Annotated in this window: 20 protein-coding genes and 1 pseudogene; 9 read left to right on the forward strand and 12 right to left on the reverse strand. The window is 60.3% G+C overall.

What is annotated here, in order from left to right; translation table 11 throughout:
• The first annotated feature begins 40 nt into the window (after positions 1-40).
• Positions 41-1,411, forward strand: coding sequence for an aromatic acid/H+ symport family MFS transporter (locus GTQ41_RS04590; protein ID WP_047291786.1), 1,371 nt, complete (start codon positions 41-43; stop codon positions 1,409-1,411).
• Positions 1,412-1,462: 51 nt separating this feature from the next.
• On the opposite strand, the gene GTQ41_RS04595 is transcribed toward GTQ41_RS04590, so the two are convergent.
• Positions 1,463-2,266 (reverse strand): SirB1 family protein, encoded by an 804-nt coding sequence (locus GTQ41_RS04595; protein ID WP_047291788.1) that lies wholly within the window; start codon positions 2,264-2,266, stop codon positions 1,463-1,465.
• 172 nt (positions 2,267-2,438) lie between these two features.
• Here GTQ41_RS04595 and GTQ41_RS04600 point away from each other — a divergent pair, with 172 nt between their 5' ends.
• Positions 2,439-3,458, forward strand: a complete 1,020-nt coding sequence (locus GTQ41_RS04600; protein ID WP_047291790.1) for a Glu/Leu/Phe/Val dehydrogenase dimerization domain-containing protein — start codon at positions 2,439-2,441, stop codon at positions 3,456-3,458.
• A 195-nt stretch (positions 3,459-3,653) separates the two neighbouring features.
• Here the strand turns inward: GTQ41_RS04600 and GTQ41_RS04605 are convergent.
• From GTQ41_RS04605 to GTQ41_RS04625, 5 genes and pseudogenes are all read right to left on the reverse strand, one after another.
• Positions 3,654-3,893 (reverse strand): annotated as a pseudogene (locus GTQ41_RS04605) (YebG family protein); the annotation flags it as partial.
• Positions 3,894-4,081: 188 nt separating this feature from the next.
• Positions 4,082-4,852: an SDR family NAD(P)-dependent oxidoreductase gene (locus tag GTQ41_RS04610; protein ID WP_047291794.1), complete on the reverse strand. Its 771-nt coding sequence runs from the start codon at positions 4,850-4,852 to the stop codon at positions 4,082-4,084.
• Between the two features lie 13 nt (positions 4,853-4,865).
• Complete coding sequence (locus tag GTQ41_RS04615; RefSeq protein WP_047291796.1) at positions 4,866-6,014, reverse strand: NADH:flavin oxidoreductase; 1,149 nt, start codon at positions 6,012-6,014, stop codon at positions 4,866-4,868.
• On the reverse strand, positions 6,011-7,255 hold the full coding sequence (locus GTQ41_RS04620) for an AfsA-related hotdog domain-containing protein (protein WP_047291798.1): 1,245 nt from the start codon (positions 7,253-7,255) through the stop codon (positions 6,011-6,013). Before GTQ41_RS04620 ends, GTQ41_RS04615 begins: the two co-directional genes overlap by 4 nt.
• A 138-nt stretch (positions 7,256-7,393) precedes the next feature.
• Positions 7,394-7,948 (reverse strand): acyl-homoserine-lactone synthase, encoded by a 555-nt coding sequence (locus GTQ41_RS04625; protein ID WP_047291800.1) that lies wholly within the window; start codon positions 7,946-7,948, stop codon positions 7,394-7,396.
• Positions 7,949-8,103: 155 nt separating this feature from the next.
• Here GTQ41_RS04625 and GTQ41_RS04630 point away from each other — a divergent pair, with 155 nt between their 5' ends.
• Positions 8,104-8,823 (forward strand): autoinducer binding domain-containing protein, encoded by a 720-nt coding sequence (locus tag GTQ41_RS04630; RefSeq protein WP_047291802.1) that lies wholly within the window; start codon positions 8,104-8,106, stop codon positions 8,821-8,823.
• 324 nt (positions 8,824-9,147) lie between these two features.
• Positions 9,148-9,648 (forward strand): phosphate-starvation-inducible protein PsiE, encoded by a 501-nt coding sequence (locus GTQ41_RS04635; RefSeq protein WP_003221775.1) that lies wholly within the window; start codon positions 9,148-9,150, stop codon positions 9,646-9,648.
• Here GTQ41_RS04635 and GTQ41_RS04640 read toward each other — a convergent pair.
• From GTQ41_RS04640 to GTQ41_RS04650, 3 genes are all read right to left on the reverse strand, one after another.
• A complete protein-coding gene (locus GTQ41_RS04640) occupies positions 9,645-9,962 on the reverse strand; it encodes a DUF3509 domain-containing protein (RefSeq protein ID WP_047291805.1) in 318 nt (105 codons plus the stop codon). The genes GTQ41_RS04635 and GTQ41_RS04640 overlap by 4 nt on opposite strands.
• A 296-nt stretch (positions 9,963-10,258) precedes the next feature.
• Entirely contained in the window at positions 10,259-11,560 is a 1,302-nt protein-coding gene (locus GTQ41_RS04645; protein ID WP_047291807.1) for an HAAAP family serine/threonine permease, read from the reverse strand.
• A gap of 86 nt (positions 11,561-11,646) precedes the next feature.
• Positions 11,647-13,023, reverse strand: coding sequence for an L-serine ammonia-lyase (locus tag GTQ41_RS04650; RefSeq protein ID WP_047291809.1), 1,377 nt, complete (start codon positions 13,021-13,023; stop codon positions 11,647-11,649).
• 135 nt (positions 13,024-13,158) lie between these two features.
• Here GTQ41_RS04650 and GTQ41_RS04655 point away from each other — a divergent pair, with 135 nt between their 5' ends.
• Both GTQ41_RS04655 and GTQ41_RS04660 read left to right on the forward strand, forming a co-directional pair.
• Positions 13,159-14,106 (forward strand): LysR substrate-binding domain-containing protein, encoded by a 948-nt coding sequence (locus tag GTQ41_RS04655; RefSeq protein WP_047291811.1) that lies wholly within the window; start codon positions 13,159-13,161, stop codon positions 14,104-14,106.
• Between the two features lie 200 nt (positions 14,107-14,306).
• Positions 14,307-14,711, forward strand: a complete 405-nt coding sequence (locus GTQ41_RS04660) for an HPF/RaiA family ribosome-associated protein (protein WP_007968091.1) — start codon at positions 14,307-14,309, stop codon at positions 14,709-14,711.
• A gap of 111 nt (positions 14,712-14,822) precedes the next feature.
• Here GTQ41_RS04660 and fecA read toward each other — a convergent pair whose 3' ends face one another.
• The 3 genes from fecA to GTQ41_RS04675 form a co-directional block, all read right to left on the reverse strand.
• Positions 14,823-17,153: a TonB-dependent Fe(3+) dicitrate receptor FecA gene (gene fecA, locus GTQ41_RS04665; protein WP_217325422.1), complete on the reverse strand. Its 2,331-nt coding sequence runs from the start codon at positions 17,151-17,153 to the stop codon at positions 14,823-14,825.
• A gap of 208 nt (positions 17,154-17,361) precedes the next feature.
• The gene (locus tag GTQ41_RS04670) at positions 17,362-18,294 is read right to left on the reverse strand and encodes a FecR domain-containing protein (protein ID WP_047291815.1); all 933 of its coding nucleotides are present in this window, start codon (positions 18,292-18,294) and stop codon (positions 17,362-17,364) included.
• Complete coding sequence (locus tag GTQ41_RS04675) at positions 18,291-18,779, reverse strand: sigma-70 family RNA polymerase sigma factor (protein ID WP_047291817.1); 489 nt, start codon at positions 18,777-18,779, stop codon at positions 18,291-18,293. The genes GTQ41_RS04670 and GTQ41_RS04675 overlap by 4 nt, the downstream gene beginning before the upstream one ends.
• A 179-nt stretch (positions 18,780-18,958) precedes the next feature.
• Between GTQ41_RS04675 and GTQ41_RS04680 the strand changes: the two genes are divergently transcribed.
• From GTQ41_RS04680 to GTQ41_RS04690, 3 genes are read left to right on the forward strand one after another with little or no spacing between them, the layout of a single operon-like run.
• On the forward strand, positions 18,959-19,264 hold the full coding sequence (locus tag GTQ41_RS04680) for a DUF3649 domain-containing protein (protein WP_041073980.1): 306 nt from the start codon (positions 18,959-18,961) through the stop codon (positions 19,262-19,264).
• Positions 19,261-20,847, forward strand: a complete 1,587-nt coding sequence (locus GTQ41_RS04685) for a PepSY domain-containing protein (RefSeq protein ID WP_047291822.1) — start codon at positions 19,261-19,263, stop codon at positions 20,845-20,847. Before GTQ41_RS04680 ends, GTQ41_RS04685 begins: the two co-directional genes overlap by 4 nt.
• Positions 20,847-21,173 (forward strand): DUF3325 domain-containing protein, encoded by a 327-nt coding sequence (locus tag GTQ41_RS04690; RefSeq protein ID WP_047291824.1) that lies wholly within the window; start codon positions 20,847-20,849, stop codon positions 21,171-21,173. Before GTQ41_RS04685 ends, GTQ41_RS04690 begins: the two co-directional genes overlap by 1 nt.

The following is a 21,173-nucleotide window of genomic DNA, read 5'->3' on the forward strand; positions in this document are numbered from 1 at the left end:
TGCCCCTAAAAAATCATAAAAACAAAACAGGTACCTTGCGATGCACAACCAGATTGCCAGCTTCCGGGCGGCACTCGACGCCCGTCCTGTGTCCCGCTATCAGTGGTTGCTCTTGATCCTGCTCGCCTTGTTGCTGGTCACCGACGGCTACGACGCCCAGGTGCTCGGTTACGTGGTGCCGGCCCTGGCGCAGGACTGGGGCCTGGAGAAAGCCGCCTTCGGGCCGGTTTTCAGTGCCAACCTGTTGGGCCTGACCCTTGGTTCGCTTGCGGTGACGCCGCTGGCTGACCGCTTCGGCGTGCGGCGGATTCTGCTGGCGTGCGTGCTGATCTACGCCACCCTCACGGTGCTGATGGTGTTCGCCGATTCCCTGAATACCCTGATGATCGCGCGTTTCATTTGCGGCATCGGCATGGGTGGCGCGATGCCCAGCGCCATGGCCTTGATGTCGGAGTACTCGCCGCCGCGCCTGCGCACCTTGATGGTCACGCTGGCCGCTTGCGGCTTTTCCTTTGGCGGTGCGGCGGGTGGTTTTGTTGCGGCGGGCTTCATTGATCGCTTTGGCTGGCAAGCGGTGTTCCTCGCCGGTGGTGTCACGCCGTTGCTGCTGTTCCCGTTCCTGTGGTGGATGCTTCCGGAATCGCTGCCGCGTCTGCTGCGTGACGCACCGCCGTATGCGCGCCTGCGCAAAGTCACCGCGCGAATGCTGCCGGACTGGCAGCCACCGGCCGCCTCGGTCGAGCAGAACGAGCGCGAGCAGGGCAGCAAACTGACCGTGATCGAGCTGTTCCGCAACGGTTATGCACGACCGACCCTGCTGATCTGGGCGACGTTTTTTGTCAGCCTGATTCTGCTGTATTTCATGATCAGCTGGCTGCCGACGCTGTTGCTCGAAAGCGGTCTGAAACTCAATGAAGCCAACTTGGTGACCTCGATGTTCCTGTTCGCCGGCACCTTGGGCGCGGTGTGCATGGCGTGGTTCGCCGACCGGCTTAAGCGCAAGGTGCGCCTGCTCTGCGCGGTATTGGCCGGGGCGGCTGTGTGCACGATTCTGCTGGGCCTGAATCACGACAATCCGCGCTATCTGGTGGCCTGCGTGTTTGCCGCCGGGTTTTGCATCATTGGTGGGCAACTGACGCTGAACGCCTTCGCCAGTAACTTCTATCCGGCGCAGGTGCGTGCCACGGGCACGGGCTGGGCGTTGGGGGTAGGGCGCTTCGGTTCGATCCTCGGGCCGCTGTTCGGCAGCCTGCTGCTGGCGATGCACATTCCGGTGGCGCAGATTTTCTTCTTCTGCGCGATTCCGGCGGTCATTGCGGCACTGCTGATCATCCAGGTGCGTTCGCCCTCAGATATCCCGCAACCCAATGTGGGAGCGAGCTTGCTCGCGAAGAACGATAACGCGGTTTAAAGGATAAACCGAGGCGCCTGCTTCGCGAGCAGGCTCGCTCCCACACAGGGATTAATGAACGACGGAATTCGGAGGCAGGTGCCCGAGCCGTTCCGTCAGGCGCAGGCGCTGGATCGGATCGTCGCTGAGCAGCAGTGCATGCTCCAGATCGAAACGCTCGGCGTTCGGGCAGTCGAGGCGCTGATACAGGCTGGCGCGGGCCAGATAATCGGCAGCGCTGGCACCGCCCAGTTCCAGCACGCGTTCGGCATCGATCAACGCTGGAATGTAATCCTCGTGCGCCAGATGCAGCTGGCGCAGGTTGCGTGACAGGCGCTGCAGCATTTGGACCGGGCTGGCGACCAATAGATGCTCGGCGTTGAGTTTCATGTGCGCGCCGTACTGACGCTGCAACAACTCACGACAATCATTCGGGTAAAGCCGCCGACCGCCGCAGGGATCCAGCAAGTGATCAGCGCCGGGCACCCGCAGCAGGAAATGCCCGGGAAAGTTCACGCCGACCAGCGGAATCTCCAGGCTGCGCGCCAGTTCCAGGGCTATCAGGGACAGGCTCAGTGGCTGGCCGCGACGGGTCTGCAACACCTTGTGCAGCAACGCGACCTGCGGGCGCAACGGCAAAAAATCATCCTGGGCGAACCCCAGATCATTCATCCGCCGCAGCAACGGTTGCGCCAGTTCGCTGACTGGCAGCATCGGCAAGCCGTAGCTGACGCGCTGTTGCAGCTCCTTGAAGTCCTGTTGCAGCGCTTCGATATCCAGGCCTTTTTCGTGCTCGGCAGCCATCCACAACGCCGCTTCGAACAGTGCGGGCGGTGAACGGTGCAGACACTCGAAAAAACGTTGGCGCGGGCTCATCGAAATCTCCGGGGCATGCCTCGTTTTAGCCCCGTCCGTGCCATTCGTCCAGTACCGGCCAGGTTATGCCGCAAAGTCGCCGTTGGCGCCGACGCTTATTCCGGTGCGCTTCAGCAATTTTTGGGCGCAAGCCTATACTGGCGACTACCAGAAGTGATTCGGGAGCCTGCCGATGTTCGCTCTCATGCAAAGCACTCGCCTGGAATCGCTGCACCTCAGCGTTGACCCGGTCACCGGGTTGAAGGCGGTCATTGCCATTCATAACAGTCGCCTCGGGCCTGCCCTGGGCGGTTGCCGTTATCTTGCCTATCCCAACGACGAATCCGCAGTCGAGGACGCCATTCGCCTCGCGCAGGGCATGAGCTACAAAGCGGCGCTGGCCGGACTGGCCCAGGGCGGCGGGGTGGCAGTGATCGTACGCCCGGCGCATGTGGAAAACCGCGGTGCGCTGTTCGAGGCTTTCGGGCGCTGTATCGAGCAGCTCGACGGTCGCTACATCACCGCCATCGACAGCGGCACGTCGGTGGCGGACATGGATTGCATCGCCCAGCAGACCCGGCATGTTACCAGCACCACCTCGGCCGGTGACCCGGCACCGCACGCAGCGATGGGAGTGTTCACCGGCATTCGCGCCACCGCCATGGCGCGGCTGGGCAGCGACAATCTCGAAGGATTGCGCATAGCGATTCAGGGGCTGGGGAATGTGGGTTATGCATTGGCGGAACAACTGCATGCGGCGGGCGCCGAATTGCTGGTCAGCGACATCGATCACGGCAAGGTGCAACTGGCGATGGAGCAACTCAACGCGCATCCGATCGCCAACGATGCGTTGCTTAGCACACCGTGCGACATCCTTGCACCGTGCGGCCTCGGCGGGGTACTCAACAGCCACACAGTGACGCAACTGCGTTGCTCGGCGGTGGCGGGTTCGGCGAACAATCAGCTGACGCATCTGGATGTGGCTGATCAACTGGAGCGTCGGGGGATTCTGTATGCGCCGGATTACGTGATCAACGCGGGTGGGTTGATTTATGTTTCGCTCAAGCATCGCGGTGAGGAGCTGGGGACGATCACTGCGCATCTGTCGAAGATTTCCTCGCGACTGACCGAAGTGTTTGCCCATGCGCAGGCCGAGAAACGCTCGCCGGCGCGAGTAGCGGATGAGTTGGCGGAGAAAGTCCTGTATCGCTGAAAAGCAAAAGATCGCAGCCTGCGGCAGCTCCTGCAATAGAATGCGTATTCCCTGTAGGAGCTGCCGCAGGCTGCGATCTTTTCGATTAAAACGTTGTTACTTGGCAGCTTTCGCCGCTTTTGCCGGTTTGACCGGCGCTTCATCGGATTCTGCCGGCCCAGTCTCTTCAGCCACTGGCTCGGCCGGTGCATTGATCAGCTCCGACAGCGCATCAGGCTGGCTCTTGAACGCCTTGGCGAACACATCGCGGTTCTTCGCCATGTAGATCCCGACTTCTTCAACCTGTTGCTCGTTCAGCGACGGCACGGCTTTTTGCAACACTTCGGACAGCATCTCGGCCAGTTCGAGCATTTTGTCATGACGGTCAGCTTCGGCTTTATCCATGAACAAGCGCTCCAGATCTCGGCTGCTGCGGTATACCACTTCGACGGCCATTCACCACCTCACATGCCTTCACATTTAGTTGTCTTAGCGACTACTGTATTTATATACAGCGAAAGGATAAGCGAATCCCTGCGCTTTGGGTAGTGGCTTTTCAATGTAGACCGGATTCGGCGATTTTCCTGATTCACGCCCCTCAAACAAAACGACCCGCACGCGGCGGGTCGTTGGTTTGTTTGATTTCAGAACTTGCCGCTGGCGTACCCCCCATCGATGGGCATGATCACACCCGTGACGTAAGCGGATTGATCGCTGAGCAGCCAGAGCACCGCGTTGGCCACTTCGTCCGCCGTGCCGAAGCGTTTCATCGACGTCACGTTGATTTTGCGCTGGGTGTTTTCCGGTGCGGCTTTCAGGCGTGCCTCGCTGTTCATGCCGCCGAGGATCGGTCCCGGGGCGACCGCATTGACGCGAATGCAGCCACCGTCTTCCAGCCGCGCATTTTCGATCGACGCCACTTGGGTCATGCCGTTGATCGCCTGCTTGCTGGCGACATAGGCCACCTGGCCGCCAATCGGTACCACGCCGGCGCAGGACGAGGTGTTGACGATGGCCCCGGTGCCGCGGTCGAGCATCAGTTGCAGTTCATGGCGCATGCAGTGGTAGGTGCCGTTGACGTTGATGTTCATCACCTTCATCCAGTCATCCGGGCACGATTGCGCGAGCGCTGCGTACTTGGCGGTCACGCCGGCATTGTTGAACGCGCAATCGAGGCGGCCGTAGGCCGAACGAATGCTCGCGAACGCCTGCTCGACCTGCGCCGGATCCCCGACATCGCAGGCGATGAAGCGGCAGTGTTCACCCAGCCGATCGGCCAGCGCCGCGCCTTTTTCCTCGTCCCGGCCGAACACGATCACCTCGGCGCCGGCCTTGATCAGGCGTTCGCTGACGGTCTCGCCGATGCCGCTGGTGCCGCCGGTGACCAGGCATACTTTTCCCAGAAAATCGTACATATGTCGCATCTCCTTATGCCAACGCGGGGCGTAAATATTTCGGGTTCACGCAGCAATACACCCTATCCAGTCGCGGATTGCTCTTGTCGCTGAAGCACTGGCTGTCCCACCGGCATTTGTGGATATCGGCGGAGCGGCCCTGCAGGGTTTTGTTGATCAGGTCGTTGTCGGCAAACAGCGCCCGCGACATGCCCACCCAATCGCATACGCCGTCGGCCAGCAACTGCTCGGCCTTGTCCAGACCGTCGATGAAACCGGCGTAACCCACCGGCACTGTCGCCACGGACTTGATCGCCCGCACGCCGGCTTGCAGGTAGTGGTCCATGGTCTCGGAGTGCACGATCAACTGGCCGAAGGTCGCACCCATGCACATCGAACATTCCAGCGCGGCAACGCCGGCCTGACAGAGCGCTTGAACGGTTTCCTTGATGTCCGGATATTGCAGCCCTTCCGCGCCCAGGCGGTCGTCGATGCCCAGACGAATGGTGACGATCAATTGGCCCTGGGTGCGCTCGCGAATGGCCCTGACCACGTCAAGCAACAGCCGCGCGCGGTTCTCTTCGCTGCCGCCATAGCGGTCGGTGCGCTTGTTGGTGTGCGGTGAAAGAAAGCTGCTCAGCAGGTAGCCGTTGGACGCCTGCAACTGCACCAGACGTGCGCCGTTGGTCCAGGCCAACCAGGCGGAATGGGCGAACTGCTCGATCACCAAGGCGATGTCGGTTTCGTCCATGATCCGCACGCGATAATCCGGATCAAGTTTCGACACGCGCGGGCAGGGCACGCCGCTCGGGGTCAACACGGCAACCCCGGTGTGCGTGGTGGTGCCTTGACCACCGTAATGCTGCAGTTGTACACCCACCGGCGTGTTGACCTGCTCGGCCATGGCGAACATCGCCCTGAGCGATTCGCCCTGATGCGCCTCGAACAGGCCGAGCCCGGTGCTCTGCAAGCGTGACTGCGGCGAGACCGTGGCGTTGCACAGAAACGCCATGGAGCAGCCGCCCTCCATGATGCCCTGATAAAACTCGATCATGGCGGGTGTCACGCACCCGCTGTGATCGGCCAGGTCCACGCCCATCGACGCGAAGAACAGCCGATTGCGCAACTCCAGCCCGCCGGCCAGCCGCAGCGGCTCCAGCACGTGGGGATAGCGCGTCATCATGCTTCCTTCCTGTGTTCGGGCATTGCGCTGGTCTGATCGAAGGTCATCCACACCGGTTGTCCGAGAGCGGGCGCCGGGGCCGGAGCGGTTTCTTCGTGGGAGAAGTAAGCGAACTGTTTGAGCACTTCGCGCCACTTGAAGCGCAACGGCGAATCCAGCTCTGCCAGATGCAGTTTGAGCGTGCCGGCCTTTGTCGCGTCGCTGGCGTGCAGCGATTGCAGCGGCAGACTGAGCATCCCTTCGCTTTCCAGATACAGGTAAACGTGGCCGCGCTCGGAGGCGTCGAGCGGGCTGTCGCATTGCACTTGCAGGCCGGCCATCGACAGCAGCTCCAGACGGGCGGAGAGGTGACGCCCGGAATCCAGGCGCACCAGCACTTCATGGCTTATGCCCTTGAGCGGGCGGAACCAGCAGGCCGGGTCGATGTTGATATTCCGCATGCGCTTGAACACCGGCATCTTGATCACTTCGCCATGCAGGCGAATGTCGGCCACCAGTTCGCCGCGCTGAAAGAAGCGTGCACGCTTGTCGACCTTGCGCGCCCGTGGCTGCGCCATGCCTTCGTAGTCGCCGACCAGCACATCCACCTGAAACGAAGACTCGGTGTAACGGGGAAAACTCGACAGCAGATCAACGATGGAAATCGACACCTCGCCGCGGGCGTAACCGCTGTGCTCGTAGAACTGCGCGTACATGGCCTGGCGTGCCGCTTCGATCAGCATCAGGCCCGGCACGTGCTCGTGATGCTTGCGGTAGAAAAAGTAATTGGCGGTGTCGTTGAACAGGGTGAAATACAGCAGGCCCTGCTGCGGGCAGCCGTCCAGGGTTTTCAGGACGTCATGCACCTGTCGGCGCTGATCGAGGCTCAGGCCATTGCCGCAACCGGGCAGTCGAGCCAGTTTGGCTTCGGTGCTTTCCAGCACCCAGACGCCGCTGAGGATCAGGTGGTCGGTGGTCTTTTCGTAGTGGGTCAGCAACTCCGGCAGACAGTCCGACAGGCCCGCCTGTTCGAGCGCCTGCAGGTCGATGATGGTTGGCAGTGAACGCAGCACCAGACGCTCGCTGTCCAGCCGATAGGCCTGATTGATAACCTCCAGATCCATCGGATCAAGGTTGGCCCGTTGCACGATGGCCGCAGGCAACCAGGCCGGCAGCAAGTGGTGAGCGTCGTAAATCAGCACATCGTCGTCGTGGCCCTTGTGGACGATGTCTTTGGCAACTTTCCTGTGCATGTCGATCATGATCATCCCTCTGTGTTGAACGTTGGTTTAAGGCAGTTGCTATCCATGGCGTGAAATCGACCCACACCGAAAGGTGCTGCTCGACGCGTGTCAGCAGCTTCAGTTGATGTGTTTTTTGTTATCGCGTGTCGGACAGTTTTACTGCACCGTGATGTAGCAGGCGCCGAGGGTTCGGTTGTCCAGGACCTGTGGCGGTGCCAGCCATTTGTAGTCGATGCCGCCACGTTTGAGCAGGCGGCCGATGGCGATCGGGGACACCGACACCAGATGTGAAACACCGCAGGTTCGGGCGTACTCGAGCGTGGCCATGAACAGGCCGACGGTATTTTCGTCGGACATCACTTGTTCGTTTTTGCCGCCCTCGGCATCGAGGTCCAGTGAGGTGAAGCGCGACAGCTCCCAGATGTCATCACCGCACGGTGCAGGCTGGTCACCGAGCAACGCGGTGAACACCTCACTCAGCAAATACGGCTGGGTGGTCGGCAACAGGCGTGCGCAACCTTTGATGTTGCCGTCTTGTTCTTGCGCAACGATGTAATGGGTGCCGCTGTGGTCGAACTGATCAAACTCGAAATCGTCCGGTGTTGATAATTGCCAGCCGAGGCGTTCGACAAAGACCTGATAGCGATATTGAGCCAAGCGTTGACGCTTTACTGTCGTCAACTGGTCATAACGTCCTGACAAGTAATCCATCACAGATTCCGTTTAGTGATTGGTTGGGTGGCGATTAAAGTGCACACTGCGCTCGCAGACTACCTGTCACCCTTGACAGCTAGCGGAAACATTTGGAAATATGCTAGGCATGTTGGCAAGAGGCCGACAGCAATAACTGTGGGAAAGGAATCTCTATGTCGTATTGGCAGGCTGAACTGTTGGAAAACGCCATGTCTGTAACGGATGTCGAGTTGTTGTTCGACAATATCAAGACCGTTGCCAGGCAGTTGGAGTTTGATTATGTGGCCTATGGTTCACGCAGGCTTTTCCCCATCACCAAACCTTGCCTGTTTCTCGCCAATAACTATTCGCCGGCCTGGCAAGCTGCCTATTCCGCCAATCGTTACCTGGACATCGACCCTTACGTGATGCGCGCAATGCGCAGCGTGAGACCGGTGTTGTGGGATGCTGAACTCAAGGCTCAAGCGCCCGAATTCTGGCAGGAAGCGCATGCTCATGGAATCTGCGAAGGTTGGGGGCAGACGCTGCTGAACAGCGAAACTCAAGGGCTGGTGACGTTTGCCCGGGGCAGCGAAGCGATCACCGCACTGGAACTCGAAACCAAGCAGGCAGCGCTTTCATGGCTGGCCCAGATCACCCATCTGGGCCTGACGCGCCTGCAGATGCGCGGCGCCGATTCGGTAATCCCGGTACCCATAGAACTGTCGCAAAGGGAAAAGGAAATTCTGCAATGGACCGCTGACGGAAAATCATCGGACGATGTTTCGGTGATCCTCGGCATCAGCAAAAGGACCGTAAACTTCCATATAAACCATTGCCTGAAGAAACTCGGTTGCCAAAACAAGATTGCTGCTGCCGTTAAAGCTTCGTTGATGGGTCTGCTCTGGAAATAATTACACGAGTAATTTATTCGATAACTAACTGGTGAATTACCGGGGAGGGTGTGCGCGAGTTCACAGAATGACCCGGTTAATAATATTTCATTTATAAGCTAATGCCTTTTCAGCGTAACGAACTTATCAAGAAACTTTAGTTGGATCGTCACAATCATTCCTGTCGACGGTGTCTGTTCAACGGTGCGACCAAACGCCACGGCGCAGGTTTCATGCCGGCTCGCCATGATGCGTGGCCTCGTTTCTGCATGGCGCACAGCGCATACGGAAAACCGTCACGTCCAACCGGCATCATCCGCTCGCATCGGGCTAAGGAACATCATCGTGAAAATCAACTGGGCCGAGAAATTGCGGCAAAACGTGCATCAACTGGCCGAGTCCCTGGGCAACCTGTTTGTCGAAACCTTCCACTACCTGGCGCTGTTCGCCATCGGTGCGGTGACCGCGTGGGCGGCGGTGATGGAATTTCTCGGCATGCTCGAAGAAGGCCACATCAAGATCGATGACATTCTGTTGCTGTTCATCTATCTGGAACTGGGCGCAATGGTCGGAATTTACTTCAAGACCAACCACATGCCAGTGCGCTTTCTGATCTACGTGGCGATCACTGCGCTGACCCGCCTGCTGATCTCCAACGTCTCGCACCACAACCCGCCGGACATGGGCATCATCTACCTGTGCGGCGGCATTCTGCTGCTGGCGTTCTCGATTCTGGTGGTGCGCTACGCCTCGTCGCAATTCCCGTCGGTGAAGATCGAAAAACCGCAACGCAAACTCGGCGCCGGTTCCGGTGAACACCCCGAGATCGAGAAGGGCGAGCTTTAAAGTCCCATCGACGGCCGAGGCTGGCCGTTGTTCTGCTGCGGTGGCGGGGGCAGCCCGTCGCCGCTGGTCATCGCTTCGAGGATCGCCATGGCACTGTGGCCTTGTTCGATTGCAATGCCGAATTGAATGCTTTGCACCAGCCGCTTGAGCCGTAACGGGTCGTTGCGCTGTTCGGCGCTGATCATCCGTTTGGCCACGATCCGGCCGCTGTTGGACAGGGTCAGCATGATGCTGCCGTCCAGCCCCTGAATGCTCAGGTTGATCTGATAGTCCGGCGCGAAGGCATCGGTAATGATCTGAAAAGGGTTGTCCATGATGCGTCACCGCCTGATTGAACGTGCAGTTGTTGACCGGCCGTGATCGGGTTGGTTCGCCATACCGGACCATCGGCCATTCCGTGGCCTGTGTTGTTGCTTCGTGTAGGAGCTGCCGCAGGCTGCGATCTTTTGATCTTCAGTGTTTTGATTTCGGTCACAAAGATCAAAAGATCGCAGCCTGCGGCAGCTCCTGCACAGGTCATAGCAAGGGCTGTGCCGGGAAAATTGTTGGACAATGGATACGGCGTAAAAAAGGCGAGCCCCTGGCTCGCCTTCGTCATTTATGGCCCGTTTCAGGGCAGAACCGAGTAGATGATCGCCGACAGTGCAATCAGGCCGATCAGCACCACGAACACGTTGGAGGCCTGTCCCGAGTACTGGCGCAAGGCTGGCACCCGGCGGATGGCGTACATCGGCATCAGGAACAACAGGCAGGCGATCACCGGCCCGCCGAGGGTTTCGATCATGCCCAGAATGCTCGGGTTGAAGGTGGCCACGGCCCAGCAACTGAGGATCATGAACAGCGCGGTCGCACGGTTCAGCCAGCTCGCCGACATCACCTTGCCATGGCCACGCAAACTCTTGACGATCATGCCCTGAAAGCCTTCGCTGGCGCCGATGTAGTGGCCGAGGAAGGATTTGGTGATCGCCACCAGCGCGATCAGCGGCGCGGCGTAGGCGATGACCGGGGTCTGGAAGTGGTTGGCCAGGTACGACAGGATCGAAATGTTCTGCGCCTTCGCTGCTGCAAGATCGGCCGGCGATAGCGCCAGCACGCAACTGAAGCAGAAGAACATCACCGTCACCACCATCATGCCGTGGGCCATGGCGAGGATGCCGCTGCTCTTGCGTTCGGCCTCCGCGCCGTAACGCTGTTTCTGATCGACCGCGAAGGCGGAGATGATCGGCGAGTGGTTGAACGAGAACACCATCACCGGGATCGCCAGCCACAGGGTCTTGAGGAATGTCGACAGCGGCATTGCCTCTTGTGCGCTGGCGAAGAACGCGCCATTCCAGTTCGGAATCAGACTGAGGCCGAGTAACAGCAGCGCGGCGACGAACGGGTAAACCAGCACGCTCATGGCTTTGACGATCACGTTCTGGCCGCAGCGCACGATCGCCATCAGGCCGAGGATCAGCACCAGCGACAGGATTGCCCGAGGTGGCGGGGCGATGTGCAACTGGTGTTCGAGAAAACTGCTCAGGGTGTTGGTCAGCGCCACGCTGTACACCAGCAGGATCGGAAAAATCGCAAAGAAATACAGCAGGGTAATCAGCTTGCCGGCGCCGATACCGAAGTGTTCTTCGACGACTTCGGTGATGTCGCCGGAACGCCCGGACAGCACGAAGCGGGTCAGGCCTCGGTGGGCGAAGAAGGTCATCGGGAAGGCCAGCAGCGCCAGAATCAGCAACGGCCAGAAACCGCCGACGCCGGCATTGATCGGCAGAAACAATGTGCCGGCACCAATCGCGGTGCCGTACAGACCGAGCATCCAGGTGGTGTCGGATTTGCTCCAGCCCTTGTGGGCAACGTCGGTGTTGCGTGTGCGATCTACAGCGGGATTTTCGGCAGCAGGTGTACGTACATCGGTCATCGTTTTTGCCTCGTTATTATTTTTGCTCGGGCTCACGGTTGGCAGGCCGCAAGTTGCGGCCTGCCGGGGCGGTCAGGGAATGCGCGTCAGCACTCCACCCAGCTCACGGCCAGGCCGCCCCGTGAAGTCTCTTTGTATTTGTCGTGCATGTCGGCGCCGGTGTCGCGCATGGTGCGGATCACCCGGTCGAGAGAAATGAAGTGTTTGCCGTCGCCGCGCAGGGCCATTTGTGTGGCATTGATCGCCTTCACGGCGGCGATGGCATTGCGCTCGATGCACGGCACCTGCACCAGGCCGCCGACCGGGTCGCAGGTCAGGCCGAGGTTGTGTTCCAGGCCGATTTCGGCGGCGTTTTCCAGTTGTTCCGGAGTCGCACCCAGCACTTCAGCGAGGCCCGCCGCGGCCATCGCACAGGCCGAACCGACCTCGCCCTGGCAGCCGACTTCAGCGCCGGAGATCGAGGCATTTTTCTTACACAGAATGCCGACAGCGGCGGCGCCCATGAAGAACGCGACCACGTCATCGTCAGACGCGTCCGGGTTGAATTTCATGTAGTAGTGCAGCACCGCCGGAATGATCCCGGCCGCGCCATTGGTCGGCGCGGTCACCATGCGCCCGCCGGCCGCGTTCTCTTCGTTAACGGCAAGGGCGAATAGGTTGACCCACTCCATCGCCGACAGCGTTGAACTGATCACGTTCGGCTTGCCGATTTCCAGCAGGCTGCGGTGCAGTTTCGCCGCCCGGCGCGGCACATTCAGGCCGCCGGGGAGGACGCCTTCGTGGCGCAGGCCCTGTTCGACGCACTCGCGCATCACCGACCAGATGTGCAGCAAACCGTTACGGATTTCAGCGTCACTGCGCCAGGCCCGTTCGTTGGCCATCATCAGCTCCGATACGCGCAAGTTGTACTGCTTGCACAGGCTGAGCAATTCGGCGGCGCTGGAAAAATCGTACGGCAGCACCACGTCGCCGGCCGGCGCCACACCGGACTCGGCTTGCGCCGCTTCGATGATGAAACCGCCGCCAATCGAGTAGTACGTTTGCGTGAACAGCTCGGCGCTTTCGCCAAAGGCTGTCAGCGACATGGCGTTGGGGTGGTAGGGCAGGCTTTCGTCCAGTAGCAGGAGATCGTGCTGCCAGTTGAAGGAAATTTCTCTCTGACCCGCCAGAAGCAACTGGCCGCTTTCGCGCAGTTGCTGGATGCGTGGGTCGATGGTCGCCGGATCAATGCTGTCCGGCCATTCGCCCATCAGGCCCATGACGGTGGCGCGGTCGGTGGCGTGGCCGACGCCGGTGGCCGACAACGAGCCGTATAAACGGATTTCCACCCGACGCACATCGTTGAGCAGGCGGTGCTCGATCAGCGCCTGGGCGAAGGTCGCAGCAGCGCGCATCGGGCCGACGGTGTGGGAACTGGACGGACCGATGCCGACTTTGAATAGATCAAAAACACTGATAGCCATGCTAAACCCTTACAAGCAATGGAGTAGGAATCGCTGCCATTTTTTGTAGGACAAGCGCAATGTCGGCGATACTGCCTACCTCGGTCCTACGTGACCAACGAAACTTCCTAAGAAAGCCTTTAGCAGGACTAAACGATGAGTCGTCAATTGCACGCCCAGACCTACGTCTGGCTGCAGGTGTTTTCCTGTGCCGCGCGGCACCTGTCGTTCACCCGTTGCGCGGAAGAGCTGCACATCACCCCGGGGGCGGTCAGTCAGCAGATTCGCCAGCTGGAAGAGCGTCTGGGCTTTCGCCTGTTTCATCGCCGGGCGCGGGGTGTCGAGTTGAGTGCGGAAGGCCAGCGGCTGGCCATCACCGTCAATGAGGCCTACGGCAACATCGATGCTGAATTGCGTCGTCTGGATGCCGGGATGATCAGCGGGATTTTGCGCGTGCGTTCGATTCCGTCGTTCCTGAGCAAATGGCTGACTCCGCGTCTGCCGCGCCTGCAACAGCGCTATCCGGACATCCAGTTACGGCTGGTGGCCGAGGACAGCAGCGTGCCGTTGCACGAGGGTGACTTCGATTTGGCGATCGATCTGAACGACGGCAGCTATCCGGGGCTGTTATCCACAGCCTTGCTCGATGAGCAGATTTTTCCGGTGTGTGCGCCGAGCCTGTTGCGCGGGCGCCCGCCGCTGCATGGGCCGGCGGATCTGGTGCATTTCCCGTTGTTGCACGACATCACCGCCTGGCGCGGCAGTTATGAATACGCGGAGTGGGAGTTCTATCTGAATGCGATTGGCTTTGAAGGCGCCGACGTACGGCGGGGGCACACGTTCAATCGCAATCACCTGACCATCGAAGCGGCGATCGCCGGCATGGGCGTGGCGATTGCCCGGCGCACGTTGCTCAACGATGAGCTGGAGCGTGGGACGTTGATTGTTCCATTCGGCCTGTCGGTGCCCAACCACAAACGCTACGTGCTGCTGTATGCGCCGGGGGCGTTGAGCCATCCGGGCGTGCGTGCGGTGCATGACTGGCTGGTGGAGGAAGCGGGGATTTTCCGCAGTTTACATCCGTTGAACGACGGGCAATTGTGAGCAGATTTTGCAGGGTTGCGAGGCAACCCAACTCCCGACCTTACCAGTGACTTGCTCGGTTGTCCGGCTTTTTTTGCGAATGAATATTTATCTTTTTTCAGGGGTTGAAATGTTCGTCAGTCGGGCCGATTGTTGTAACCAAGGGGTCAGGAAATTCAATTCAAGGCCTCTCGCGAGCTAGCTGAAATAAGGGATGAACTATGCAAATCCAAGTCAACAGCGATAACCATATTCAAAGCAGTAAACGACTGGAGGAGTGGGTACGTACAACCATTGAGAGCACGCTCGACCGTTATGAAGAAGACCTGACCCGTGTCGAAGTCCACCTGAGCGACGAGAACGGCGACAAACCAGGTCCCCATGACTTGCGCTGCCAACTGGAAGCGCGGCCAAAAGGCCATCAACCGATTTCCGTCACCCATAAAGCCGATTCGCTGGAACAGGCGATCGACGGTGCAGCCGAAAAACTGGAACATGCGCTGGAGCACCTGTTTGGCAAACTGCGGGGTAAACCGCGCGCTGCCATCGTGCCATTCAGCAAGGCGAACGACGCACTGCTGGAAGAAGAGTTTCTGGAGAACGAACAGGCAGCGATCAACAGTTGATGCGCTGATTTTTCAAGCCACCCCATGAGAACGGGCCTGCGCAAGCAGGCCCGTTTTTGTTTGTGTTGCTGAGCAGTGTGGCGAGGGAGCAAGCTCCCTCGCCACAGTTTTTCAGAAAGCTACAGACGTTTGTACATACACCGTGCGCGGTTCACCCACGTAGTTGCCCTTGTTGTTGTCATCAAACGAGCGGGTGAAGTACTGCGTGTTGAAGATGTTCTTCACCCCCACTGCCACGTTCAGATCCGACAGTTGCGGGCCGAAGTCGTAACCGGCGCGGCTGCTGAACAGCATGTAGCCGGGGATTTTGCCGGTGCTGCCGTCGGCACTTTCCTTGGACGTGTTGGCGTTGTCGGCGAACTGGTCGCTCTGGAAGCTGCTGTCAACGTTGAGCTTCCACGGCCCTTCGGTGTAACCGACGCCAATTGTGCCTTTGTGTTTCGAGGAGAACGGTACGCGGTTGCCCTTGTTCGGCCCGTCTTCGCGGATGGTCGCGTCAACATAGGCATAAGTGGCGTACACATCGAAACCGGCCAGTGCCGGGCTCAAGTCATCCAGTGCGTAATTGACGCTGGTCTCGATTCCCTGATGGCGGGTCTCGCCACGGGCGATCACCGAATCATTGGTCTGGTTGCTTTCGTACTGGTTGTCGAAGTTGATCAGGAACGCACCAATTTCTGCGCGCAGTGCGCCGTTGTCGTAACGGGTGCCGAGTTCCCAGGTGCGGGCCTTCTCCGGTTTCACTTCGCCGCTGCTCACGCGGTTAGGCATCTGGCTGTACTGCACGCTGCCGAACGAGCCTTCGGTGTTGGCGTACAGATTCCAGCTGTCAGTCAGGTGATACAGCACGTTCAGTGCCGGCAGCGCGGTGTTGTAGTCGCCTTGGTATTTGACGTTGGTCAGGTTGTTGGTCTGCTGCGACTCGATCATCTCGTAGCGCACGCCCGGGGTGATGGTCCATTTGCCGAGGTCGATGCGATCGTCGACGAACAACGCATTGGCTTCGGTGCCACCGCGGGTGTCGCGGTCGTTGCGGCTGTTAGTGGTCGGGTATTGGTTGCTGCTGATCGGCGTGCGATAGCGCAACTCGTGGCCAGCCTCGTTGATGTAGCGATAACCGACGCCGACTTCATGGCTGGTCGGGCCGAGATCAAAACCTTGGGCGAAGCGCGTTTCGAAACCGCGTACCCAATACTCGCGCGGCGACAGCGAGAGAAAGCTGCCCTGATCCAGATAACCGCTACGCAGGGTTTTGGTGAAGAAGGTGTTGGCGGTGAATTCGCGGCGATCTTCCTGATAGCGATAGCCAAAGTTGAACATCGTCCGGCGACCCCAGAACTGGTCTTTCAATCGCGTCGACTGGTACGGATTGGCATCGTAATCGGCGACGCTCAGGCCACCGGGCATGTCGGCCTTGCCTTCGTAATACTGGGCCATGGCGTTGAAGCTGTTGGCCTCGTCGAGCTGGTATTTACCCTTGAGAATCAGGTCGTCGATTTCGCTGTCGCTGTGTTCACGCCAGTCGCCACCGCGAGTCCCGGAATACAGCAACGCGCCGCCCAGACCGTTGGCATTGGTGCCGCCGGCCAGCAGATTGGCGCTGGTCTTGAAGCCGTCATGGCTCGACGACGGACTGGTTTCTGTCTGGAACCCACCCTTGACCGTCGGCTCATCGGGGATGGCGCGGGTCACGAAGTTGACCACACCGCCGACGTTTTGCGGGCCGTAACGCACCGCGCCGCCGCCACGCACCACATCCACCGCGTCCATGTTGCCCATGCTGATCGGCGCAAACGACAACTGTGGCTGGCCGTAAGGGGCGAACGGCACGGGAATGCCGTCCATCAGTACCGTCGAGCGCGCCGCCAGGCGCGGGTTAAGACCGCGAATGCCAAAGTTCAGCGCCATGTCGTGGCTGCCGGTGCCGTTGTTTTCCGGCGCGTTGACCCCGGGGGTGCGGTTGAGTACATCGCGCGCCTGGGTCGCGCCTTGGCGTTCGAAGTCTTCACGGCGGATCACGTCGCGGGCGCCCGGATGCTCGAACACGTTGACCTGCGCCGCGTCACCGAGCCAGTCACCGACGACTTTCGAGGCGTCCAGCTCCAGCGCGGTGTCACCGACCGGTTGCAGGCTGAACGCGTTGTTACCTTCGGCGCGGGCTTGCAGGCCGGTGCCTTCGAGCAGTGCCTCCAGACCTTGGGCGGCGGTGTAGCTGCCTTCCAGGCCACGGCTTTGCACGCCGCTGGTGATCTGCGAACCGAAGGAGATCAGCACGCCGGCTTCACGACCAAACTGGTTGAGGGCGTTTTCCAGCGAGGCCGGGGCGATGTGGTAAACCTTGGTTTCGGCGGCCATGGCTGGCAGAGCGCTGAAGCTCAGGCTGGCGCCCAGTACGAGGTTGCGCAGGTGGCGGGCCAGTGGCGTGAGGCGGGTGGGGTGCATGAAGGGTGATCCTGAGAAGGTTGAATCAAGGGGGCTTTCCTTCTCTGTCACGCCAGATCTGAAAAACGGCTCATGGTTTACGAATATTTTTCGAATGACTGATTTTTGTGGCGAGGGAGCTTGCTCCCGTCGGGGCGCGAAGCGGCCCCTGTATTGAGGCCCTGCTGCGCAGGCCAGCGGGAGCAAGCTCCCTCGCCACAGTTTTGTTTTAAACCCGCGCTTCGACGCTCACCCAATAGCGGGTAAACCGCCGCACGTTCACCGGCAGACTGATTTGCAGCAGATCCAGAATCCGCTCGCTGTCGTCCAGTGGATAAGTCCCGGAGATCAGCAGATCGGCCACTTTTGCATCGCAATGCAACTGGCCGCGCCGGTAGCGCCCGAGCTCTTCAAGGAAGTCGCCCAGGCGCATGTGCGCGGCGATCAACATGCCGTCGGCCCAGGCGCCGCTGTTGGCGTCCAGTGGCCTGGCTTCGCTGATCGAGGTGGCGCTGAAGCTCAGCTGACGGGCGATGGGCAATAACATCGGCGCACGCCCTTGGGCATTCAACTCCACTTGACCCTCAAACACTGCCACCTGCGTGCGATCGGCGAACTGCCTCACGTTGAGGCGTGCCGCCCGGGTGTGCAGAGTGCCTTGCGCCGTGCGCACTTCGAACGCTTGGGCGGTGCTCAGGAGGATCTCGCCTTCCAGCAGACGGATCAGTCGTTGCGTGCTGTCCACGTCCGCTGCACTGGCGGTGTTGAGCTGCAACTGGCTGCCCGCACCCAGCGCCACCTTGCGGCGCTGACCCAGCGGGCTGCGGTAATCGGCGAGCAGTGTCGGCAGCGGATTGTGCTCGCGCATGCCCCAGGTGACGGCGGAACCGGCACCGAGAAGCAGCAGCAATTTGAGCGCCTGACGGCGGCTGGAGGACTTCGGCCCGTTCAACGCGGTATGGGCCAATGGCGAAGAAACACCGCGCAAGCGCTGGTTGACCCGCTGCATGTGCTCCCACGCCCGACGGTGTTCGCTGTGGGCGTCCAGCCATTGCTGCCAGGCGTGTTGCTGGCGCGGGGAGAGCGACCCTTGCTGCATTTCCATCAACCAGTGCACGGCCTGCTCGGCCACTTGCGCAGAGAAATCCGGGTTGCGGTTCATAGGGCGAAATAGCAGCGCAGGGCGGCTTTGTGCAGATGACGTTTGACTGTGGCTACGGAGATGCCCAGTTCGGCGGCGATTTGCGGATAGGTCAGGCCATCAACCTGCGCCAGCAGAAAGGCGCGTTTGACCAGGCGCGGCAAGCCGTCGAGCAACTGATCCAGTTCGATCAGGGTTTGCAGGATGATCGCTTTGTCTTCTTCCGATGGCGCAACCATTTCCGGCATCTGCGCCAGGGTCTCGAGATAGGCGCGTTCCAGGTCCTGGCGACGGTAATGATTGAACAGCACGCGTTTGGCGAGGGTGGTCAGGAAGGCGCGCGGCTCGATGATCACCGGTTGTTCACGAGCGCTGAGCACGCGGATGAAGGTGTCCTGCGCCAGATCCGCCGCACTGTCCGGGCAGCCGAGTCTGCGCCGCAACCAGCCGGTGAGCCAGCTGTGGTGGTCAAGGTAGAGCGATTCGACGGGATGGGCGGACGACAAGGGTATTACTCCGGGCGCATGATCGATGCGTTAGAGAACAAGAACTGTTCGCATTGTAGGGGTGTGTAGCGCTGCCCGGCAATCAGATGCTTTTGCGTATGAGAATATTTATCATTAATATTGCTCGCCTGTTGGTTCGGCTTTATCGGCTGGACGTTTTTTCGTTTCAGGGTCGAAACATGAAAGGCAAACTCGCCTCACTTCCCATGTCCTATCGTCTGGCCATCACCTCGCGGGTGCTGGCGGCGGTGTTCGGCGGCTATCTGGTTGCGGCGCTGGCCAGTGTCGCCCTGACGCTGTGGCTACCGTTGAGTCGTGCCGAAGCGGTGGTGACCGGCATGACCATTTCCTTTCTGGTTTATCTGGTCGCGGTGCTCTGGTGCTTCGCCTGTCGCACGGCGTGGTCGGCGTGGGTCGGTCTGCTGGTGCCCAGCGTGATTCTGGCGACAGTGTCCGGCGCCGCGCGGGGCTTGGGCTACGCATGAAGGAGGGCTTTCGTCAGTCGATGGCCTGGCTGCATACCTGGACGGGACTGGTGTTTGGCTGGCTGCTGTTTGCGATTTTCCTGACCGGAACGCTGGCCTATTTCAAGGCTGAAATCAGCCACTGGATGCAGCCGGAAATTCCCGTGCACGCCATCGATTCAGCGAACAGCCTGAGCCTGGCGCAAGGCTATCTGCAGCAGCACGCGCCGGCTGCTTCGCGTTGGTTGATTGATTTGCCGAATGCCCGTGATCCTGCGTTGACTGTGCGTTGGCAAAACACACCGGTCGAAGCCGGCAAGCGCGGAGGTTTCACGCAAAAAGCGCTCGATGCGCAGACCGGTGCAGAAATAAAGGCCCGGGACAGCCGGGGCGGCGAGTTCTTCTACCGCTTCCATTTCCAGCTGCAAATGCCGTATCCGTGGGGCCGCTGGCTGGCGACGACGGCCGCGATGGTAATGTTCATTGCGCTGATCACTGGCATCATCACCCACAAGAAAATCTTCAAAGACTTCTTCACCTTTCGCCCGCGCAAAGGCCAGCGTTCATGGCTCGACGGGCATAATGCGGTCGGCGTGCTGGTGCTGCCGTTTCATCTGATGATCACTTACAGCAGCCTGGTGATTTTCATGGCGATGGTCATGCCGGCCAGCATTCTGGCGTCCTACGGCACTGATCGCGAAGCGTTTTACCAAGAGATGTTTCCCGAAACGCCAACCCCGCAACGCGCCGCTCAAGCGAGTTCGCTGCCACCGCTGGCACCCTTATTGGTACGGGCGAGCGAGCAGTGGGCGGGGGGGCATACGGCGCGGGTCAGCGTCATCAACCCCGGCGACGCCAATGCCACGGTGCAACTGTCGCGCGCGAGTTCCGACCGGATCGCCTATGAGTACGGCAGCAACCTGACCTTCAACGGCGTCACCGGGCAGATGCTCGGCGCCACGCCCGACAAGTCGCTGCCGATGACGATCGCCAGTGGTTTCTACGGTTTGCACATCGGTCATTTCGCCGGCCCGATCCTGCGTTGGCTGTACTTCATCTGCGGTCTGGCGAGTACCGCGATGATCGGCACCGGGCTGGTGATCTGGCTCGGCAAGCGCCAGCTCAAACATGCCAAAAGCGGTGTGCTCCCATTCGAATTGCGCGTGGTGGAGGTGCTGAACATCGCCAGCATGGCCGGGCTGACAGCGGCGGTGGCGGTGTTCTTTTTGGCCAATCGCCTGTTGCCGGCGGACCTGGCCGGGCGCGCCGATCAAGAAGTGAATGCGTTTTTTATCGCCTGGGCCTTGAGCGTGGTGCATGCGCTGCTGCGCAAGGGGCGAACGGCCTGGGTCGAACAGCTGGGGCTGGCTGGCGTGCTGTTTATCGCGGTGCCACTGATCAATCTGGCCACGCCATGGAGTCTCGGCGTAACGCTGGCGCAAGGCGACTGGACGCTGGCGGGTTTCGATCTGACGTGCCTGGGCGCAGGCCTGTTCCTTGGTTGGGCCGCCTGGAAAATGCAGCGTGCCGGCAGCGCCGTCAGCGTGAAAAAAACTCCCCGCGAAAAGCCGCGGCCGATCACGCTTGAGCAGGAGGTGAGCTGATGTTGCTGGCGTTGTTGCTGTGCTATGCCGGGTTCAGCGCGTTGTGTCTGTCGATGCCTCGGCATCACGATGAGCTGCTCGGCAACAAACCCTCGGCCCGACGTGCACGGGTTCTGAAACTCGCCGGGTGGCTGTTGCTCGGGTTATCGCTCTGGTCAGCTGTCGGGGCAAACGGCTGGGGTTTCGGTCTGGTCGACTGGTTCGCGGTGCTCATGCTCAGCGCCTTGGCGTTGGTGTTGTTGCTGCCCTATCGGCCACGTCTGGCCCTCGCACTGGCCGGGTTGAGCCTGCTCGCCAGCCCGGTCGCCGCCTGGGCGCGGTGCTGA

It is taken from the genome of Pseudomonas sp. AN-B15 (assembly GCF_019056475.1).
Taxonomy (GTDB): domain Bacteria; phylum Pseudomonadota; class Gammaproteobacteria; order Pseudomonadales; family Pseudomonadaceae; genus Aquipseudomonas; species Aquipseudomonas parakoreensis.

What these genes read in the sequence shown, in the direction of transcription:
- GTQ41_RS04650 (WP_047291809.1), bottom strand. Translation starts at nt 13,023, where the DNA reads ATGGCTATCAGTGTTTTTGATCTATTCAAAGTCGGCATCGGTCCGTCC.
- fecA (WP_217325422.1), bottom strand. Translation starts at nt 17,153, where the DNA reads ATGCACCCCACCCGCCTCACGCCACTGGCCCGCCACCTGCGCAACCTC.
- GTQ41_RS04625 (WP_047291800.1), bottom strand. Translation starts at nt 7,948, where the DNA reads ATGGATTACTTGTCAGGACGTTATGACCAGTTGACGACAGTAAAGCGT.
- GTQ41_RS04640 (WP_047291805.1), bottom strand. Translation starts at nt 9,962, where the DNA reads ATGGACAACCCTTTTCAGATCATTACCGATGCCTTCGCGCCGGACTAT.
- GTQ41_RS04690 (WP_047291824.1), top strand. Translation starts at nt 20,847, where the DNA reads ATGTTGCTGGCGTTGTTGCTGTGCTATGCCGGGTTCAGCGCGTTGTGT.
- GTQ41_RS04685 (WP_047291822.1), top strand. Translation starts at nt 19,261, where the DNA reads ATGAAGGAGGGCTTTCGTCAGTCGATGGCCTGGCTGCATACCTGGACG.
- GTQ41_RS04595 (WP_047291788.1), bottom strand. Translation starts at nt 2,266, where the DNA reads ATGAGCCCGCGCCAACGTTTTTTCGAGTGTCTGCACCGTTCACCGCCC.
- GTQ41_RS04670 (WP_047291815.1), bottom strand. Translation starts at nt 18,294, where the DNA reads ATGAACCGCAACCCGGATTTCTCTGCGCAAGTGGCCGAGCAGGCCGTG.
- GTQ41_RS04655 (WP_047291811.1), top strand. Translation starts at nt 13,159, where the DNA reads ATGAGTCGTCAATTGCACGCCCAGACCTACGTCTGGCTGCAGGTGTTT.
- GTQ41_RS04645 (WP_047291807.1), bottom strand. Translation starts at nt 11,560, where the DNA reads ATGACCGATGTACGTACACCTGCTGCCGAAAATCCCGCTGTAGATCGC.
- GTQ41_RS04600 (WP_047291790.1), top strand. Translation starts at nt 2,439, where the DNA reads ATGTTCGCTCTCATGCAAAGCACTCGCCTGGAATCGCTGCACCTCAGC.
- GTQ41_RS04590 (WP_047291786.1), top strand. Translation starts at nt 41, where the DNA reads ATGCACAACCAGATTGCCAGCTTCCGGGCGGCACTCGACGCCCGTCCT.
- GTQ41_RS04660 (WP_007968091.1), top strand. Translation starts at nt 14,307, where the DNA reads ATGCAAATCCAAGTCAACAGCGATAACCATATTCAAAGCAGTAAACGA.
- GTQ41_RS04610 (WP_047291794.1), bottom strand. Translation starts at nt 4,852, where the DNA reads ATGTACGATTTTCTGGGAAAAGTATGCCTGGTCACCGGCGGCACCAGC.
- GTQ41_RS04630 (WP_047291802.1), top strand. Translation starts at nt 8,104, where the DNA reads ATGTCGTATTGGCAGGCTGAACTGTTGGAAAACGCCATGTCTGTAACG.
- GTQ41_RS04615 (WP_047291796.1), bottom strand. Translation starts at nt 6,014, where the DNA reads ATGATGACGCGCTATCCCCACGTGCTGGAGCCGCTGCGGCTGGCCGGC.
- GTQ41_RS04680 (WP_041073980.1), top strand. Translation starts at nt 18,959, where the DNA reads ATGAAAGGCAAACTCGCCTCACTTCCCATGTCCTATCGTCTGGCCATC.
- GTQ41_RS04620 (WP_047291798.1), bottom strand. Translation starts at nt 7,255, where the DNA reads ATGATCGACATGCACAGGAAAGTTGCCAAAGACATCGTCCACAAGGGC.